This is a genomic window from Dactylosporangium sp. NPDC051087 (genome assembly GCF_055586325.1).
This window is the reverse complement of sequence record NZ_JBVJIJ010000005.1, coordinates 182,694-198,163: the sequence shown is the minus strand read 5'-3', so window position 1 is coordinate 198,163 and position 15,470 is coordinate 182,694. Positions and strand designations below refer to the sequence as shown.

The 15,470-nt window shown below is 72.2% G+C and carries 17 protein-coding genes; 12 read left to right on the top strand and 5 right to left on the bottom strand.

Going from position 1 to position 15,470, the window contains the following annotated elements:
- Positions 1-17: 17 nt before the first annotated feature.
- The 3 genes from ACZ6TV_RS11990 to ACZ6TV_RS11980 all read right to left on the bottom strand — a co-directional run bounded on the left by ACZ6TV_RS11990 (position 18) and on the right by ACZ6TV_RS11980 (position 2,284).
- Positions 18-959, bottom strand: a complete 942-nt coding sequence (locus ACZ6TV_RS11990) for a phosphotransferase (protein WP_465297162.1) — start codon at positions 957-959, stop codon at positions 18-20.
- A 67-nt stretch (positions 960-1,026) separates the two neighbouring features.
- Positions 1,027-1,770: a hypothetical protein gene (locus ACZ6TV_RS11985; RefSeq protein WP_465297161.1), complete on the bottom strand. Its 744-nt coding sequence runs from the start codon at positions 1,768-1,770 to the stop codon at positions 1,027-1,029.
- 43 nt (positions 1,771-1,813) lie between these two features.
- Complete coding sequence (locus ACZ6TV_RS11980; RefSeq protein WP_465297160.1) at positions 1,814-2,284, bottom strand: cellulose binding domain-containing protein; 471 nt, start codon at positions 2,282-2,284, stop codon at positions 1,814-1,816.
- Between the two features lie 33 nt (positions 2,285-2,317).
- Here ACZ6TV_RS11980 and ACZ6TV_RS11975 point away from each other — a divergent pair, with 33 nt between their 5' ends.
- Entirely contained in the window at positions 2,318-2,815 is a 498-nt protein-coding gene (locus ACZ6TV_RS11975; protein WP_465297159.1) for an amino-acid N-acetyltransferase, read from the top strand.
- Positions 2,816-2,995: 180 nt separating this feature from the next.
- Positions 2,996-3,922 carry a Ppx/GppA phosphatase family protein gene (locus ACZ6TV_RS11970; protein WP_465297340.1) on the top strand — a complete coding sequence of 309 codons (927 nt, stop codon included), beginning with the start codon at positions 2,996-2,998 and terminating at the stop codon, positions 3,920-3,922.
- A 21-nt stretch (positions 3,923-3,943) separates the two neighbouring features.
- Here ACZ6TV_RS11970 and ACZ6TV_RS11965 read toward each other — a convergent pair whose 3' ends face one another.
- Positions 3,944-4,366 carry a hypothetical protein gene (locus ACZ6TV_RS11965; protein ID WP_354776446.1) on the bottom strand — a complete coding sequence of 141 codons (423 nt, stop codon included), beginning with the start codon at positions 4,364-4,366 and terminating at the stop codon, positions 3,944-3,946.
- Between the two features lie 130 nt (positions 4,367-4,496).
- Between ACZ6TV_RS11965 and ACZ6TV_RS11960 the strand changes: the two genes are divergently transcribed.
- The 10 genes from ACZ6TV_RS11960 (at position 4,497) to ACZ6TV_RS11915 (ending at position 13,518) form a co-directional block, all read left to right on the top strand.
- Positions 4,497-5,102 (top strand): LppU/SCO3897 family protein, encoded by a 606-nt coding sequence (locus ACZ6TV_RS11960; RefSeq protein WP_465297158.1) that lies wholly within the window; start codon positions 4,497-4,499, stop codon positions 5,100-5,102.
- 93 nt (positions 5,103-5,195) lie between these two features.
- On the top strand, positions 5,196-5,519 hold the full coding sequence (locus ACZ6TV_RS11955; protein WP_354776443.1) for a PadR family transcriptional regulator: 324 nt from the start codon (positions 5,196-5,198) through the stop codon (positions 5,517-5,519).
- Positions 5,516-6,463 carry an HAAS signaling domain-containing protein gene (locus ACZ6TV_RS11950; RefSeq protein WP_465297157.1) on the top strand — a complete coding sequence of 316 codons (948 nt, stop codon included), beginning with the start codon at positions 5,516-5,518 and terminating at the stop codon, positions 6,461-6,463. Before ACZ6TV_RS11955 ends, ACZ6TV_RS11950 begins: the two co-directional genes overlap by 4 nt.
- A gap of 10 nt (positions 6,464-6,473) precedes the next feature.
- Positions 6,474-7,187 (top strand): uracil-DNA glycosylase, encoded by a 714-nt coding sequence (locus tag ACZ6TV_RS11945; RefSeq protein ID WP_465297156.1) that lies wholly within the window; start codon positions 6,474-6,476, stop codon positions 7,185-7,187.
- Between the two features lie 19 nt (positions 7,188-7,206).
- Positions 7,207-7,926 (top strand): DUF4129 domain-containing protein, encoded by a 720-nt coding sequence (locus tag ACZ6TV_RS11940; RefSeq protein WP_465297155.1) that lies wholly within the window; start codon positions 7,207-7,209, stop codon positions 7,924-7,926.
- Entirely contained in the window at positions 7,916-8,584 is a 669-nt protein-coding gene (locus tag ACZ6TV_RS11935; RefSeq protein WP_465297154.1) for a hypothetical protein, read from the top strand. The genes ACZ6TV_RS11940 and ACZ6TV_RS11935 overlap by 11 nt, the downstream gene beginning before the upstream one ends.
- On the top strand, positions 8,581-9,570 hold the full coding sequence (locus ACZ6TV_RS11930) for an AAA family ATPase (protein ID WP_465297153.1): 990 nt from the start codon (positions 8,581-8,583) through the stop codon (positions 9,568-9,570). The genes ACZ6TV_RS11935 and ACZ6TV_RS11930 overlap by 4 nt, the downstream gene beginning before the upstream one ends.
- Positions 9,563-10,969, top strand: coding sequence for a DUF58 domain-containing protein (locus ACZ6TV_RS11925; RefSeq protein WP_465297152.1), 1,407 nt, complete (start codon positions 9,563-9,565; stop codon positions 10,967-10,969). Before ACZ6TV_RS11930 ends, ACZ6TV_RS11925 begins: the two co-directional genes overlap by 8 nt.
- Entirely contained in the window at positions 10,966-11,538 is a 573-nt protein-coding gene (locus tag ACZ6TV_RS11920; protein WP_465297151.1) for a hypothetical protein, read from the top strand. Before ACZ6TV_RS11925 ends, ACZ6TV_RS11920 begins: the two co-directional genes overlap by 4 nt.
- 618 nt (positions 11,539-12,156) lie before the next feature.
- Positions 12,157-13,518: an NAD(P)/FAD-dependent oxidoreductase gene (locus ACZ6TV_RS11915; protein ID WP_465297150.1), complete on the top strand. Its 1,362-nt coding sequence runs from the start codon at positions 12,157-12,159 to the stop codon at positions 13,516-13,518.
- 161 nt (positions 13,519-13,679) lie between these two features.
- Here ACZ6TV_RS11915 and ACZ6TV_RS11910 read toward each other — a convergent pair whose 3' ends face one another.
- Positions 13,680-15,395: a hypothetical protein gene (locus ACZ6TV_RS11910; protein ID WP_465297149.1), complete on the bottom strand. Its 1,716-nt coding sequence runs from the start codon at positions 15,393-15,395 to the stop codon at positions 13,680-13,682.
- Positions 15,396-15,470: the final 75 nt, after the last annotated feature.

Genomic DNA, 15,470 nt, shown 5'->3' with positions numbered 1-15,470 from the left:
GGCGGGGCAGGGGCGGGTCAGATGCGGGTGACGACGGAGCGCAGGATCTCCCAGCCCTCCAGGTCGTCGGCGGTGCCGGTGTGAGGGCGGCGGAAGCGGCGCACCTCGACGGCGATGTCGGTCAGGGCCCACCGCAGCTGGTACAGCATAATCGTGGACGGGCGGGGCAGGACGCCGGTGGCGGCGGCGTAGGCGTTGAAGATCGAGCCGTCGCCCGGCTCGATGAGCCACAGGTCGCGCTCGGGCGGGGAGACCAGGACGGTGTCCCAGTCGATGAGGCGCCAGCCGGTCGGGGTCAGCATGGTGTTGCCCGAGTGGGGCTCGCCGTGGGTGAGGACCGCGCGGACCGGCTCGCCGTGGCTGTCCAGGACCAGCTCGTCGTAGCGGGCGAGGAGACCGGCCAGGGCCTCGCGGTGGCCGGCGAGGAGCTCCGCGGCCATCCGGGCATACGGGCCGCAGTCGGGGCCGGGCGCCTTGAGCGCCGCCTCGATCTCGCCGCGGCCCGGGACGGCGAAGTCGTCGACGCGAGCGTGCCGGTGCACGATGTCGGGCGCGGTGTGCAGCTGGATGATCATGTCGAGCGTGGCCTGGCGGTGGTCGGGGCCGCGGAACGCGTTCCAGTCGAAGCTCTGGCCGTCGACGAACGGATACACGGTGATCGCGAACTCGCCGAGCACGAACAGTGGCGCGCCGGAGCGGGTGGGCACGGGGGCGACGGCGAACGTCCGGCCGATCGCGTGCAGGTCCACCGCGACGCTCAGCGAGGAGGTGAGCCGACCGACGTCGGCGTCCTGGTCGACGGTGACGAACCAGCGGTAGCCGCCGTCGTCCGCGACCTCCCAGTGGTGGCTGCCGAAGCCGACCGGCCGGTAGCCCAGGGACGCTACGGGAAGTCCCCACTCGCGTCGCAGGGCCTCCTCGAGGGCGTCTTCGGTGAGCCCGGCGGGCGGCGTCAGCACGGTTCTGCACGTTACGGCAGCCCCGCCACCTCCGCCGCCCAACTCCTACGGAGCAGGACAGGAAAGATTACTTACCTGCGACCGGCGGGGCGGTGCTTTCGACGATCTGGGCACCCTTGGGGGCGACGAACGCCTGGGCGTCGACCTTCTCGCCGTACTTGCTGAGCTCGACGCCGATCGCCTTGTCGTCGGTGCCGACGCCCTTGAAGCGGGTCAGCAGGCCGTTCTCGGCGACGCAGACGTGGAACTCCTTCGCGGTGACGTCATTCGGGCCCGCGTTGGCGTCCTGCGGGATGCCGGTGACGTCGAGGCAGTCGCTCTTCTGCCCGGCGATGGTCGCGGTGTTCTCGGCGATCTTGACGCCCGGTACCAGCGCGGCGGCCGTCATCAGGGCGAGGGCCATCTCCGTGTTGATGAAGCCACCGCCGGCGACGGCGGAGAGGTAGGCGGCCTGGTCCGCGGAGGAGAGCTGGCCGGTCTGCACGGCGCTCTTCTGGCACACGACCTTCTGGCCGCTCTTGCCGTTGCACACCAGCAGCGTGTCCTCGGTGAGGATGAAGCGGCCGTCCTTGCCGATGTAGGCGGCCTTCGGCGGCTGCTGCACCACGGTCGTGGTGGTGCCGTCGTCGGTCTTGTACTCGGCGGTGAAGGTGAGCTTCCCGGACTTGCCCATCCGGTCGGCGAGGTCGGTGATGGCGGACACGTTGTCGACGGTCTGCTTGACCTGGTTGATGAGGCCACAGCCCAGCGCGCCGGCGCCGAGCGCGGACGCGAGCACGACGGTCAGGATTCGGGAGCCGGCAATTCGCATGCCGCCCAATGTGGGGCCGGTCACCCCGGCTTTCAACGAACTGTCAGCAGGGCGACCCGTTGACGGTGCAGGTGACGGGTTCGCCGGCCTTGCCCTTCGCCTCGAACCCCATCCGGATCGACCCGCCGGGCTCCAGATAGGTGTTCCACGACTGGGACCGCAGCGTCAGCTGGTTCGCCTTGTGCTCGGCGGCGGCGCCCCAGGTCGACGTCAGGTTCACGCCCGGCGGCAGCATCAGCTGCACCGTCCAGCCCTGCAGCGGCTGGCTGCCGATGTTCGTGACCGTCACCTCGGCGTTGAAGCCGTCCTTCCACTTGCTGCGCACCGCGTAGCCGGCCTTCACGCTCCCTTTGGCCGGTGCGGCGCTCGTGCGGGCGCTCGGGGTGACGATCTGGGTCTTCTCCACCGTCACCACCCTGGTGGCGGGTTCACGGGTCAGGAACAGGGTGGTCATGGTGCCGGCCACGACGGTCGCCACCGCCGCGGTGACGACAAGCACGCGCTCACGTGTCATATGCCACATCCGCGCGCCACTACCCTGACCGTCATGGAGGTAACCGTCCGGCGGGCCCGGACCGCAGATGTGCGGGGCATCCGGCGGCTGGTCGCCATGTACGTGGCGGACCGGCGGCTGCTGTCGAAGCCCACCGTCGCGCTCTACGAGGCGGTGCAGGAGTTCTGGGTCGCCGAGCGGGACGGCGTGATCGTCGGCTGCGGCGCCCTGCACGTCATGTGGGAGGACCTCGCCGAGGTGCGCACGGTCGCGGTCGACCCGACGACCCGCGGGCACAAGATCGGCCACAGGATCGTGGCGGAGCTGCTCACCGCGGCCCGTGAGATCGGCGTCCGGCGGGTGTTCGTGCTCACCTTCGAGACCCGGTTCTTCGGCTCGTTCGGCTTCGTGCCGATCGACGGCACCCCCGTCACCCACCAGGTCTACGAGGAGCTGCTGCGCTCCTACGACGAGGGCGTCGCGGAGTTCCTCGACCTGGAGCGGGTCAAGCCCAACACCCTCGGCAACCACCGGATGCTGCTGCATTTGTAGGCTCCACGCATGACCGGGCCGCAGCGGAGCGAGGAGCCGGTCATCGGAGGGGCAGCCTCAGGTCAGGCGCCCGGAGCGGAGCGAGGACGCATGACCGGGCCGCAGCGGAGCGAGGAGCCGGTCATCAGGGGGGCAGCCTCAGGTCAGGCGCCCGGAGCGGAGCGAGGACGCATGACCCGTGTGGCGGCGATCGACTGTGGGACCAACTCCGTGCGCCTGCTGATCGCCGACGCGCGGCCGGACGGGTCGCTCGTCGACGTCACCCGGCAGATGCGCATCGTGCGGCTCGGCGAGGGGGTGGACCGCACCGGCCGGCTCGCCGAGGCGGCCATCGAGCGCACCCGCGTCGCCCTGGTGCACTACGCCGCCGAGATCGCCGCCGCCGGCGTGGACCACGCGCGCATGGTGGCGACCAGCGCGAGCCGCGACGCGTCCAACGCCGACGACTTCCGCGACATGGTCACCGCCACTCTCGGCTTCGCCCCGGAGGTGGTCAGCGGCGACGAGGAGGCCCGACTCACGTTCGCCGGGGCGGTGCGGGGACTGCGGGCGGAGCCGCCGTTCCTGGTCTTCGACATCGGCGGCGGCTCGACCGAGTTCGTGGTCGGTGTCGCCGACGGTGACGGGGACGGCGTGGACGCCGCGATCAGCGTCGACATCGGCTGCGTCCGGCTCACCGAGCGGCACCTGCACGACCACCCGCCGACGCCGGCGCAGATCGCGGCCGCCGAGAAGGACATCATCGGGGCCGTCGACCGGGCGCTGGCGGCGGTCGACGCCGGGCGGGCCCGCACGTTCGTCGGGCTGGCCGGGTCGGTGACCACGGTGACCGCCTTGGCGCTGGGCCTGACCGAATACGTGCCGGAGCATATCCACCGGGCCCGGGTCTCCACCGCCGACGTGGCGAAGGTGACCGCGGACCTGCTGGCGGCCACGCCGCAGGAGCGGCTCGCCAACGCGGTCATGCACCCGGGGCGCGCCGACGTGATCGGCGCCGGGGCGCTGATCCTGCGCATCATCCTGGAGCGGTCCGGCGCCGAGGCGGTCGTCGCCTCCGAGTCGGACATCCTGGACGGTGTCGCGATGTCGTGTATACGTCAGTCCTGACCGGGCCCCGATCAGCGGCGGTCAGCCGGTGCGGCGCACCTCGGCACGGGACTGCTCGCGCGGCTCGGCGTCGTCGCGGGACCACCACCAGCCGTAGGTGAGCACGCCCTCCGCCGGCATCGTCATGATGATCTTCGCGGGCATGGGTCCCTCGTATGCGCTGAACACGCCGGCGTCGTGCTCCACAAAACGGGTCACACCGGGCAGTTCCAGGCAGGTGACGTGCAGTTCGAGCCGTCCGGCCTCACTCGCCGTGAGGATGGTGTGCTCAACGTGTTGCAGGCCCTTGCTGTCGCTGACCGCCTCGTAATCGAGCGTTATCGCGTTTCCGCGCACGACCGAGGTCACCTTGATGCGGGCGACGAACGGCCCCGACTCCAGTCCGTCGCCGCGCCCCCGGTAGACGCCGGGCGCCGAGGCGAGACGTTTCAACAGATCGGTCACGGCGCACACCGTAATACGAGCGCGCACTTGACTGTGAGCATCACCCGTCTGCGGTTATCGTGAGCCCTCTCCTCCGGGCCTGAACGGCACGATAGGGTGATCTTTGCGGCATATCCCCGAAAGGATCCACATGTCAGACCAGTACCCGCCACCCGGCGGCTATCCGCCGCCCCCCGGTGGCGGTGACCCATATGGGCAGCAGCCGCCGCAGTACGGGCAACAGCCGCAGTACGGGCAGCAGCCGCAGTACGGTGGCGCCCCGCAGTACGGTGAGCAGCCGCCGTTCGGTGGCCCTCCGCAGTACGGCGACCAGCCGCCCTTCGGTGCTCCCGGTGCTCCTTTCGGTGCCCCGCCGCCCCCGCCCCGCCGGGGCAAGGCCGGCAAGGTGATCCTGATCATCGTCGCGGTCCTGGCCGTGCTGTGCGTCGGGTGCGGCGCCGTGATCTGGTATGCGACCAAGGACAGCTCGACCAACGCCAAGGTCGGCGACTGCCTCGCGGGTGACGAGATCACCGGCACGAACACCAAAGAGGTCGACCTCAACATCGTCAAGTGCACCGACGGCAAGGCGAAGTACAAGGTCATCGGCATCAAGGACGGCGTCGCCCGGGCTGATGCGCTCAAGACCGGCACGACCGTCTGCGACGACTACATCGACAAGGGTGCTGAGTCCGTGCTCTGGCAGGGCACCGACCCCGCGGACGGCCAGGCGCTCTGCCTCGCCCCCGCGAAGTAGCGCGCTCCCAGGCGCAGGAAGGGCGGTCCGCGACACGCGGGCCGCCCATTCTTTACTTGATAGTACTGTGCATTGCGTACTACTCTGCTTCACGTGGACACCACCCAGCTGCTCAAAGGGGTCCTCGACCTGGCCGTGCTCGCGGTCCTGCGGGACGAGGACGGATACGGCTACGACATCCTGCGCCGGCTGCGGTCCGCCGGGCTCGACGAGGTCGGCGACGCCTCCGTGTATGGCACCCTGCGCCGGCTCTTCCAGGCCGGGATGCTCACCACCTACGTGGTCCCCAGCGAGTCGGGGCCGCACCGCAAGTACTACGCGCTGAACGCCGCCGGCCGGACCCAGCTCAGCGCCTCCGGGAAGGTGTGGCGGGGCTTCGCCACGACCATGGACCAGCTGATCGGGGAGACGTCGTGACCTCGCCGGGCACCATCGAGATCGACTACTACTACGAGCGGGTGGCCGCGGCCCTCGCCGACCTTCCCCAGGAGGCCCGCGACGAGCTCCTGGAGGACCTGCCGGCGCACTTCGCCGAGGTGCTCGCGGAGCAGGGCGGCCCGCTCGTCGACCGGCTCGGCCCGCCGGCCACCTACGCCGCCGAGCTGCGCGCCGCCGCCGGTCTCGAGGCCGTTCCGGGCAAGGACGCCGACCGGGTGCCGATCGTCGTCTACTACGAGCGGCTCGTCGCGGCGCTGCCGGAGCTCGACCAGCGCGCCGGGAGGCTCATCGGCTACCCGCGGGCCACCCAGTTCCTGCGGCTGCTGCGCCCGGCGTGGTGGGTCGCCCGCGCGGTGGCGGTCGTGATGCTGATCTTCGCCGTCGACATCCTGCCCACCGAGCGCTTCGACGACCCGCTCGGATGGCTGATCGTCGCCGTCGCGATCGTCGTCTCGATCCGCATGGGCGCCACGGGCGTGCCCCGGGTGCCGCGCTGGATCGGGTTCGCGGGCACCGCGGTCGCCGTCGTCGGTGCCCTGTTCGTCATCTTCAGCGCGCCGAGCATCCTGCGCGGGGGCGAGCCGCAGGGCTACTACCCGACCGGCGGCAGCCCGTTCGACGGGGTGACCAACGTCTTCCCCGTCGATGAGCAGGGCCGCCAGCTGGACCGCATCACGCTGTACGACCAGAACGGCAACCCGATCCAGGTCGGCGACTACTGGCGGTGCGTGACCGGCCCCGAGGAGAAGCCGGCCAGCTACCCGCTGTGCCTGCGCACCGGCCGCCCCGGCGAGACCGCGGAGCCCTCGGAGACCGTGCCGTCGGCACCCGGCCCTTCCACGCCGGTGCCGGCCTCGCCCAGCCCGTCCCCGTCCGCATCCGTGTCCACGTCCGTGTCGGTGTCGCCGAGCCCGTCCAGTTAGTTTTGGGGGCGTGACGGACGCCCTTGACCGCCTCGACGCCGAGATCTGCGACTGCCGGCGGTGCCCCCGGCTGGTCGCCTGGCGCGAGGAGGTCGCGGCGACGAAACGCGCCGCCTTCCGCGACGAGGAGTACTGGGGCCGTCCCGTCCCCGGCTTCGGCGCCCACGACGCGCGGCTGGCCATCCTCGGCCTGGCGCCAGCCGCACACGGGGGGAACCGGACCGGTCGCATCTTCACCGGCGACCGGTCCGGTGACGTGCTGTTCGCCGCCATGCACCGGGCCGGTCTCGCCAACCAGCCGACCAGCGTCAGCCGCGACGACGGCCTCACCCTGACCGGCACTCGCATCTTCGCCGCGGTGCGGTGCGCGCCGCCGGACAACAAGCCGACGCCCCTGGAGCGCGACACCTGCGCGCCCTACCTGCACCGCGAGCTCGCCCTGATCCGCCCTGAGCTGCGGGTCGTCATCGCGCTCGGGGCATTCGCGTGGGCCGCGTTCTGGCCCGCCCTGCGCGCCGTCTACGGTGTAGCACCGGCACGGAAGGTACCGTTCGGCCACGGCGCCCTGTGGAGCGTCGGCGACACCCCTTGGCAGGCCGGCGGCACCCCCGCGTTGCTCGGTTGTTACCACGTGAGCCAGCAGAACACCTTTACCGGCAGGCTCACGCCAGGAATGCTGGACGAGATTTTCACCCGTGCGAAGGCACTCGCCGGGATCGGATGACACTGACCGACGGGATGTCATGGACCGCACCTTCAACCGCTGGTTGCCGGTGCTCGCCGTCGTCGCCGTCCTCGGGATCGCCGCCGCGGCCGCGGCCACCTCCTCCCCGGAGATCAGCAAGGTGCCGGTGCCGGACCTCGCCGCCACGCCGCCGCAGGCGTCCCCGACGTCGGAGGTCCTGCCGACCGCCGAGGTGATCGGGTCCGGCGCACCGGAGAGCTCCGCGTTCACGCTGCCGGACTGGGTGGCGTACACCGCCGGCATCCTGTGCCTGCTGGTCGTCGTGGTCCTCGTCGGCTGGCTCGCCTGGTCGCTGCTGCGCAACTCCGGCCCCAAGCGCAAGGCCCGGCTCTTCGTCGAGCCCAAGCAGCCGACGCCGATGGCAGGCGACGGCGGCGCCGAGGTGCTCGCCGCGGTCGACGCCGGCATCGTCGAGCTGTCGGACACCGACACCGATCCACGGCGCGCCGTCATCGCCTGCTGGGTGCGCCTGGAGCGGGCCGCCGCGGCCGCCGGCACCCCGCGGGAGACCGGCGACAGCCCCACCGACCTGGTCACCCGCCTCCTCGCCGGGCACCAGGTCACCCGGCCGACGCTCGAAGGGCTCGCCTTCGTCTACCGCGAGGCCCGGTACGCCACCCATCCCGTCGACGAACGCTCCCGCCAGGGCGCGATCGAGGCGCTGCGGCAGTTGCGCACCGAGCTCGCGCTGCGTGGAGGTGCCGTCAGTGGCGCGTAACCCCGACGAGATGGTCAGCCTCGAGGAGCTCTTCGACGCCGGACGCACCGCCGTCGCCGCGGATCCCCGTCCCGTGCGGCGGCCGTCCCGGCCGTACGACACCCGGTGGTGGATCCGCCGGCTCTTCATCGCGTTCGCGCTCACCACGGTCGGGTGGGGGCTGCTGTACGTGGTGGGCCTGACCGTCTCGTACCCGCTGGTCTTCCTCGGCATCCTGGCGACCGGCATCATCCAGGAGGCGCTGCGGCAGGTCCACGCCGACGAGCTGCCGGCCACCGTCACCGGCCGGGGCCTCACCCCGGTCCGGCCGCCGACCCTGGCGAAGAAGAGGGCCCTGGCCAGGACGCGGCGCACCGGCGAGGTCCTCGACGGCGTCCCGGTCCTGGACGGCCTGCGCCTCGCCGTCGGCCGGTGGGAGGACCGCCTGGTCTGGGGCGAGCGCGACGCGAAGCGCTTCGGCGCCCTCGTCGTGCCCCGCATCGCCGACCTGGTCGACACCAGGCTGCGCCAGCGGCACGGCATCACCCTGGCCGGCTCGCCGAGACAGGCCCGGGCACTGCTGGGGGAGGAGCTGTGGACGCTGCTGCACCAGCCGCCGTCGCGCGTGCCGAGCCCAGGGGACGTAGCATCGATCGTCGCGAAGGTGGAGGAGCTATGAAGACGCTCGCACCGGCCGAGGTTGGCCGGATCGCCAAGGTGGTCCTCGACCAGGTCGGCACGGTGGTCGTCGGCAAGCGCGACTCCCTGGAGCTGGTCCTGGCCGGGATCCTCGCCGGCGGGCACGTGCTGCTGGAGGACCTGCCGGGCCTGGCCAAGACGCTGACCGCGCGGTCGTTCGCGCAGGCGCTCGGCATCGGCTTCCGCCGCCTGCAGTTCACCCCCGACCTGCTGCCCGCCGACGTGACCGGGTCGTTCCTCTACGACCAGCGCTCGCACGAGTTCACGTTCCGCGCCGGGCCGGTCTTCACCAACCTGCTGCTCGCCGACGAGATCAACCGCACCCCGCCGAAGACGCAGTCGGCGCTGCTGGAGGCGATGCAGGAGCGGCAGGTCTCGGTCGAGGGCGCCACCTACCGGCTCGACCCGCCGTTCCACGTCCTCGCCACCGCCAACCCGATCGAGTACGAGGGCACCTACCCGCTGCCCGAGGCCCAGCTCGACCGCTTCCTGCTCCGGGTCTCGTTCGGGTACCCGGAGGCCGACGAGGAGTGGGAGGTCCTGCGCCGCAGGATGAGCCGCCGCCAGGAGGAGGCGGTCATCGAGCCCGTCGTGGACTCCGAGACCCTCCTCGCCATGCAGGGCGCCCTGGAGGACGTCAGCGTCGAGGACTCGATCGGGCGGTACATCGTCTCCCTCGCCGCCGCGACCCGCTCCCACCCGCAGGTCCTCGTCGGCGCCTCGCCCCGCGGCTCGCTCGCGCTGCTGCTGCTCGCCCGGGCCGCCGCCGCGCTCAGCGGCCGCGACTACGTCATCCCCGAGGACGTCAAGGCCGTCGCCGTGCCGGCCCTCGCGCACCGCATCACGCTCCTGCCCGAGATGTGGCTCAAGCGCATCGACCCCAGGGCCGTCGTGGGCGAGGTGCTCGCGCAGACCCCGGCCCCGGCCAGCGGCGCGCTGCCCACCTACGGCGGAAGGCGTGGCTGAGAGTCGTCCCTCACCGCGCGCCGCCGGGCGCCGCGCGGCAGCACCACGTGCCGCCGAGCCCCGCGCGGCGGCACCCCGCGGAGGCGGCGCGCGGTCGCACGCGCGCGCCTTCGAACCGACCCGCGCCCTCGGCCGGGCCGTCCTCGTCGCCGGCGTGCTCGTCTTCGTCGCCGTCCTCATCGGCCGGTTCGACCTGGTCGTGCTCGCCACGCCGTTCGCCCTCGGCACCGCCCTGTCGCTGCTGCGCCGGCCCGGCCGCGCGCCGACCCTGGAGGTCACCGCCGGCGAGCCCTTCGTGGTCGAGGGCGCCGAGCTCGACGTCAGCGTCGGCGTCGGCAACCCCAACCCGGGCGGCTTCGACCTCGTCGTGGTGCGCCTCACCGTGCCCCGCTGGGTCCGCCTGGAGCACAGCGACCGGCCGTACGCCGTGAACGTCGACCCGGGCACGATCGCCTCTGTCGACCTGCACGGCAGGGTCATGCGCTGGGGACGGCACCCGCTCGGCCCCGTCGACGCGCACGGATTCGCCGCCGACGGTCTGCTCATCAGCCGCCCCGTACAGGCGCCGGCGCTGCCGATCAAGGCGTATCCGGCGATCGAGCACTTCGACGCCGCCGAGGCCATGCCGCGCGCCGCCGGGCACGTCGGCGGCCACCGCTCCCGCCGCCCGGGCGAAGGCGGCGAGCTGGCCGGGGTGCGCCGCTTCGGCTCCGGCGACCGGCTGCGGCGCATCGACTGGCGCGTCTCCCTGCGCACCCGTGAGCTGCACGTCGTCAGCACCCTCTCAGACCGCGACGCCGAGGTCGTCGTCCTGCTCGACGCGCTGCACGAGGCGGGCCGCTCCGGCGGCATCGACGGCCGCGCCTCCGTCCTGGACACCACGGTCCGCGCCGCCGCCGGCATCGCCGAGCACTACCTGCGCCGCGGCGACCGGGTGGCGCTGCTGCAGTACGGCGGCCAGATCCGCCAGCTGCGCCCCGCCAGCGGCCGCCGGCACTACATGACGACGCTCGAATGGCTGCTCGACATCAGCCCCGCCCAGGTCGCCGACGAGCCGCCGCCGTCCGTCTTCGGCCCGCACATGGTCCAGCACAACGCGCTCGTCATGGTCCTCACCCCGCTGCTGGACCCGCGCTCCGCGTCGATGCTCGCCAACCTCGCCCGCGCCGGCCGCTTCGTCGTCGCCGTCGACACCCTCACCGAGCCCGCCGCCGCGCTGCGCGGCACCGGCCCGTGGGGCCCAGTCGCCCACCGCCTCTGGCTCCTCGAACGCGACAGCGTCATCGGCCAGCTCCGCGAGCACGGCGTCCCCGTCGTCCCCTGGGGCGGCGCCGGCAGCCTCGACGAGGTCCTGCGCGGCGTCGCCCGCGTCGCCCTGTCCCGGACGGTCACCAAATGATCGAAGAGCTGCAGGACGCCCTGCTCACCCGCCTGGGCCGGGTCAAGGACATGCTCGAACGCGCCGCCGCCGGGCCGCTGCTGGTCCGCTTCGCCGTGTTCCTGCTCACGCTCGTCGCGGCCTTCATCTCCTTCCCCGCCGAGGTCATCCTGCGCCCCGCCGCGCTGCTGCCCCTCGCGCTGCTGTCCGCGCTGCCCGCGGTCTTTCCCCGTACCCGGCTGGTCGGCCTGGCGATCCTGCTGTGCGCGTTCGGCTGGCTGCTGGGCACCTACAGCTACGGCGAGGTCGTCACCGTCCCGCGCCTGATCGCCCTGGCCACGGTGCTCTACCTGATGCACTCGCTGGCCGCCCTGGCCGCCGCCCTGCCGTACGACGCCATCGTCTCCCCGGGCGTCATCTTCGCCTGGCTCCTGCGCGCGGTCGCCATCGTCAGCGCCAGCGCCCTCGTCAGCGTCCTGCTGCTGGCCGTCGTCAAAGCGGTCATCGGCCCCGTCTTCCTGGCCGCCTCCCTTCTCGGCGTCCTGACCGCCGCCGCTCTCGCCTGGCTGATCACCCGCAAAGCGCCGTAATTCCCCCCACCGCTGTCGCGGCGGGGCCCGGCGGGGATTCTCACCCGCACCCCAATGCGCCGCTCCGCGACGCACTGCCCGCGCCGAGGCGCGAGGCAGGGGGGAGCGGCGCGTGCGCGCCGCATCCTGTGGTCGCCCGCCGTCCTGGCCGGCCTTAACGGTCACCGCGGATACGTCCCGACCGCGGAGATCGTCGACCTGCTCGGCCTGCTCGACACAGGGGGTTTGCGGCGGCAGGTGGCACGCTGCACGTCATGGCTGCCCAGCGGCAATGGCATTGAAATACCGGAGATGTGGGGGAGGTCTTTCACGGTCTTGCGGCGCGGCGGTGAATGCATTTGGTGTCTGATTCCTTGCCGGCAGGTGTCGCGGTTCGAGACGGCGGGCGGGCACATCGCGATGATCGATAAAGGCAGCCTGTAGGCGGTCCCAGACGGCAGGCGACCACCGGGATGCGGCGTGCACGCGCCGCTCGCTCTGCGGGTGAGAATCCCCGCCGGGCCCCGCCGCGGCAGCGGTGGGGGATTTACAGTGACTGCGGTTACAGCCTGCGTAACGGTCGTTACATGTCTGTGGCCTGACTGAAGATGAGGGGTGTTCGCGGCTAGCGTTGTTGGTGTGGCTGCTAAGCGAATCCTGATCGTCGGTGCCGGACACGTCGGGCTCTACGCCGCTCTGCGCTTGTCCAAGAAGCTGCACCGGCACGAGGCCGAGGTGACTGTTGTCGACCCTCAGCCGCACATGACGTATCAGCCGTTCCTGCCGGAGTCGGCGGCCGGCAACATCTCCCCGCGGCACACGGTCGTGCCGCTGCGGCGCGAGCTCAAGCGCTGCCATGTGCTCTCCGGTGAGGTCACCCGGATCGAGCACGCCCGCAAGGTGGCGATCGTCCAGCCGATCGTCGGGCCGGCGCGCGAAGTGCCGTACGACCACATCGTCGTGGCGCCGGGTTCGGTGTCCAGGACGTTGCCGATCCCCGGGTTGCGCGAGCACGCGGTCGGCTTCAAGACCATCGGTGAGGCCATCTTCCTGCGCAACAGCGTGCTGGACCGGCTCGACGTGGCGGCGACCACGAGCGACCCGGCGACCCGTAAGCGGGCGCTGACCTTCGTGTTCGTCGGCGGTGGGTACGCCGGGATCGAGGCGCTCGCCGAGATGGAGGACATGGTCCGGGGCGCGCTGCGCTACTACCCGGAGATCCCGCAGGACGACGTGCGGTTCGTGCTCGTCGAGGCGGCGCAGCGCATCCTGCCCGAGGTCGGGCCGGAGATGGGCGCCTACACGGTGGTGCAGCTGACCCGCCGGGCGATCGACATCCGGCTCGGCACGCGGCTCGAGTCGTGCGTCGACGGGATCGTGAAGCTGTCCGACGGCGACGAGTTCCCCGCCGACACGATCGTGTGGACGGCGGGGGTCAAGCCGCACCCGATGCTGGAGGACACGGACCTGCCGCGGACCCAGCGCGGCGCGATCACCTGCGTGCCCACGCTGCAGGTCGTCGACGCCGGCGGCAAGGTCGTCGAGGGGGCGTGGAGCGCCGGTGACTGCGCCGCAGTGCCGGACCTCACGTCGAAGGTGCCGGGGGCGCTGTGCTCGCCGAGCGCGCAGCACGCGGTCCGCCAGGCCTCGAAGCTCGCCGACAACATCGCCGCCGTCGTGCGTGGCCGCGCGCCGGTCGACTACAAGCACAAGCATGTCGGGTCGGTCGCCGGTCTCGGCCTCTACAAGGGCGTGGCGCACGTCTACGGGGTGAAGGTCCGTGGCCTTCCCGCGTGGTTCATGCACCGGTCGTACCACCTGAGCAGGATCCCCACGCTCAACCGCAAGATCCGGGTGCTGGTCGACTGGACGCTGCAGCTGGTGCTGCGCCGTGAGGTCGTCGCGCTGGGATCGCTGCACGACCCGCGTGAGCCGTTCCTGACGGTGGCCCCGCCGATCCCGCTGCACCCGGCGAAGTCCGAGGGCAGGAAAGCGGCCTAAGGCGTGTTTGGTCAGTGGGGTCGGAGCGAGGCGAGGTCCAGGCGTCGGCTGGGGCCGCGCCGGGCGCGCCTGGATACCGGTGTTGTATCCGGGTGTGACCGGCGTGGTTCCAGGCGGCGTCTGGGCCCGCCGCAGCCCGGCATCCACTGACCAAACACGCCTTAAGGCGCGCGCCAGACCCAGACGTCCGACACCCGTTCGCCGGGGCCGAGCAGCCCGTCCATGGTCTGCTTGAGCGCCCCGGCGTGCGGGTGCCGCTCGTCCAGCACGAAGGACGCCGCCTTCCAGTAGGCGATGTCCCGGGTCACCGCCGAGCGGTCCTGGTCGGTGACGGGCGCGGCGGCGCCGGACTTCGCGACCCGCGTCAGCAGCTGCGACGTCGGCCGTGGGTAGACGCCGACCGCTGCCGCGCCGTTCTTGCCGTACGGCCCGATGAACCAGCCCTGCGGTGTGGCGATCCGCACGTCGGTCGCCGCCGCCCACCGCATCGCGTCCGGCTCGCGGGGGTCGGGCAGCGGCACGGGCACCACGACGCCGTCCTCGGGCGCGTACATCCGCCAGTACCCCTCGGTGAAGAACCGCGGCACGGGCGCCCGGTCGGTCACCGGCAGCGGCGCCGGGGCGAGGGGCACGAGGGCCGCGACCACCGCGACCGGCACGAGCATCCGCAGCGTCTCCGTCTGCGTGATCGCCGCGTGGACGACCCGCGCCAGGATCACGGCGAGCAGCGGGATCGCGGCCAGGGCGAACCGCGTCGGCAGCGCCGACTCGATCACCGGAAGCCCCGACAGCAGCGCGAACGGCCCCCGCTGCTCGGTGGTCTCGTCGTCCACGACGATCCACGGCCCCAGCGCGAAGAGGCACAGCACGACCGCGGTCACGGCCGACGCGACGACCGCCGGCCGCCGCCACATCCAGACGGTCGCCCCGAGCGCGACGAGCAGCACCGGCGCGCCGAAGAAGGTGGTGTACTCCGCGGGCCCGCTGACCAGGCGCGCGGCGCTGTCGTCGCCGGCCAGGGACAGCGGTGAGATGGCGGTGAAGCTGAACAGGTCGGCGGAGAAGAAGCCCGGCTGGAAGACCCCGCCCTTGGCGCTCTGCGGCCCGTTGAACTGCAGCCACAGCGGGTAGGCCAGCAGCGCCGCGGCGAGCCCGGCGCCGATGCCCAGGCCGAGGATGAACGGCGGCGCCACCAGCCGCAGCCGCGGCCGGGCCGCGACGACGAACACGAGCGTGAAGATCGCGAGGGTCACCGCGGCGAGGAAGAGCACCTCCTCGCCGACGAAGAACTGCGCGGTGACCAGGGCGCCGAGCAGCAGCCCGGTCCGCACGGTGCGCCACGTCACGTCCGTCTGGTGGGCGAGGCGCACGACACACCAGACGATCGGCGGCACCAGCCAGGCGGCCGTCATGTGCAGGTGCGCGTTGGACTGCGACACCATGCCGGGAGCGAACGCGGCGAACGCGGCGCCGATCACCGCGCCGGCCCGGTGCATCGCCAGCGTGCGGGCGAACAGCAGGTACCAGCCGATCCCCGTCGCGGCGAGGTTGCCGGCGACCAGCACGGCGAACGTGACCGGCGCCCCGAACGCCAGGGTGACCGGTGCGAGCAGCACCCCCATGCCGATGAGCGAGGCGTTCGCGAGGAGGTTGACCCCTTCGGGCGCGTTGAGCATGCCGGTCACGAGGGTGAGGTCGCCGCGGTAGGCTCGGGTGGCATAGGCGAGGAACCACTCGTCGAGGGCCTGGTCACTGGGGTTGAGGGCGAGCACCCGCCCGGCCGGCGAAGGCCACAGGCGGTGCGCCAGCAGCGCGGCGGCGAGCACGAAGAGCAGCCCCACGCCGGCGTCGATCAGCCAGCGCCTCCGCCCCTGCATCGGTTGACCTTCATTTGTCAAGGTCTCCGGAGGCGCCATTTCAACCTCGTCGGTCAGTGGGGGGCTGCTCACCCG

What these genes read in the sequence shown, in the direction of transcription:
- ACZ6TV_RS11985 (WP_465297161.1), bottom strand. Translation starts at nt 1,770, where the DNA reads ATGCGAATTGCCGGCTCCCGAATCCTGACCGTCGTGCTCGCGTCCGCG.
- ACZ6TV_RS11980 (WP_465297160.1), bottom strand. Translation starts at nt 2,284, where the DNA reads ATGACACGTGAGCGCGTGCTTGTCGTCACCGCGGCGGTGGCGACCGTC.
- ACZ6TV_RS11975 (WP_465297159.1), top strand. Translation starts at nt 2,318, where the DNA reads ATGGAGGTAACCGTCCGGCGGGCCCGGACCGCAGATGTGCGGGGCATC.
- ACZ6TV_RS11960 (WP_465297158.1), top strand. Translation starts at nt 4,497, where the DNA reads ATGTCAGACCAGTACCCGCCACCCGGCGGCTATCCGCCGCCCCCCGGT.
- ACZ6TV_RS11940 (WP_465297155.1), top strand. Translation starts at nt 7,207, where the DNA reads ATGGACCGCACCTTCAACCGCTGGTTGCCGGTGCTCGCCGTCGTCGCC.
- ACZ6TV_RS11930 (WP_465297153.1), top strand. Translation starts at nt 8,581, where the DNA reads ATGAAGACGCTCGCACCGGCCGAGGTTGGCCGGATCGCCAAGGTGGTC.
- ACZ6TV_RS11920 (WP_465297151.1), top strand. Translation starts at nt 10,966, where the DNA reads ATGATCGAAGAGCTGCAGGACGCCCTGCTCACCCGCCTGGGCCGGGTC.
- ACZ6TV_RS11910 (WP_465297149.1), bottom strand. Translation starts at nt 15,395, where the DNA reads ATGCAGGGGCGGAGGCGCTGGCTGATCGACGCCGGCGTGGGGCTGCTC.